Origin of the sequence: Verrucosispora sp. SN26_14.1 (assembly GCF_004307965.1) — a bacterium.
Classification (GTDB): Bacteria; Actinomycetota; Actinomycetes; order Mycobacteriales; family Micromonosporaceae; genus Micromonospora.
In genome coordinates this window covers 1-1,346 of record NZ_SISL01000783.1, presented here as the reverse complement: position 1 = coordinate 1,346, position 1,346 = coordinate 1, and the positions used below count along the sequence as shown (strand labels likewise).

The 1,346-nt window shown below is 76.1% G+C and carries 1 protein-coding gene; it reads right to left on the bottom strand.

Annotated elements, in window-relative coordinates:
• Positions 1-159: 159 nt before the first annotated feature.
• On the bottom strand, positions 160-1,346 hold a 1,187-nt coding region (locus EYA84_RS31875; protein WP_131057860.1), incomplete at its 5' end, for a formimidoylglutamate deiminase.

Here is a 1,346-nt window from a genome sequence, read left to right as displayed (position 1 = left end):
GCCACCAGAACGTCGCCGCGTACGGCCGCGCGGCCCGCCTCGACCAGCAGGGCGGCCCGCCGACGGAGGCCCAACGGCCCGCCCTCGCCCGCGCCGGCCTCGTTGGTGACCAGCTCGCCGATGTTGTCCACCAGCAGGCTGCCCGCGCGCACCTTCGGCTCACTGGGCACCGGTCACCTCGGCGATGGCCGTGGCCAGCTCGCGGGGGACGTCGACCCGGACGTGCCGGCCGTCGCGGACCAGCACCCGGCCGTCGACCACCACCTGGGTCACGTCGGCGGCGCCGGCCGCGAACCACACACCCGCCGGGACCACCCCGGCCGTGCGTACGCTGTCCAGCCGCACCGTCACCAGGTCGGCGCGGTCACCGACGGCGAGCCGACCGGCGTCGGTCCAGCCCAGCGCGGCGTGCCCGGCCTCGGTGGCGGCGGTGAGCAGCTCGGCCGGGGCGAAGTGGCCGCGCCGACGGGTCCGCAGCCGCTCGTCGAGTTCCATCGCGCGGGCCTCCTCGAACGGGTCGATCACGGCGTGACTGTCGCTGCCCAGGCTCAACGGGATCCCCGCGTCGGCCATCCGGCGGGCCGGTCCGAGGCCGTCGGCGAGGTCGCGTTCGGTGGTCGGGCAGAGACACACCCCGGTCCGGCTCTCCCCGAGCAGGGTCACGTCGGCGCTGGTGGGGTGGGTGGCGTGCACCGCCGTGGTGGCCGGTCCCAGCACACCGTGCTCGGCCAGCAACCCGGTCGGCGTCAGCCCGTGCACCGCCCGGCAGGCGTCGTTCTCGGCGGGCTGCTCCGACAGGTGCACGTGCAGCGGTGCGTCACGTCGTCGCGCCCACCCGGCCACGGTGGCGAGCTGGTCGGCCGGGACGGCCCGGACCGAGTGCACGGCCGCGCCGACTCGGGCGCGCTCCCGGTCCGTGGTGAACGCGGTGACCCGTTCCGCCCACCGCTGCGCGTCACCGTCGCCGAAGCGCTCCTGCGGCCCGACCAACGGCGCACCGTCCACCCCGGCGGTCAGATAGCAGGTGTCCAGCAGCGTCAGCCGGATCCCGGCCTGTGCCGCCGCCTCGACCAGCGCCGCGCCCATCGCGTTCGGGTCCGCGTACGGGGTGCCGCCCGGACCGTGGTGCAGGTAGTGGAACTCGCCCACACAGGTGATCCCGGCCAGCGCCATCTCGGCGTACACCGCGCGGGCCAGCGCCAGGTACGTGTCCGGGTCCAGGCGACCGGTCACCGCGTACATCTGGTCGCGCCAGCTCCAGAAGTCGCCGCGCCCGCCGTGGGTGCGCCCGCGCAGCGCCCGGTGGAACGCGTGCGAGTGGGCGTCGGCCAACCCGGTCAGCGTCA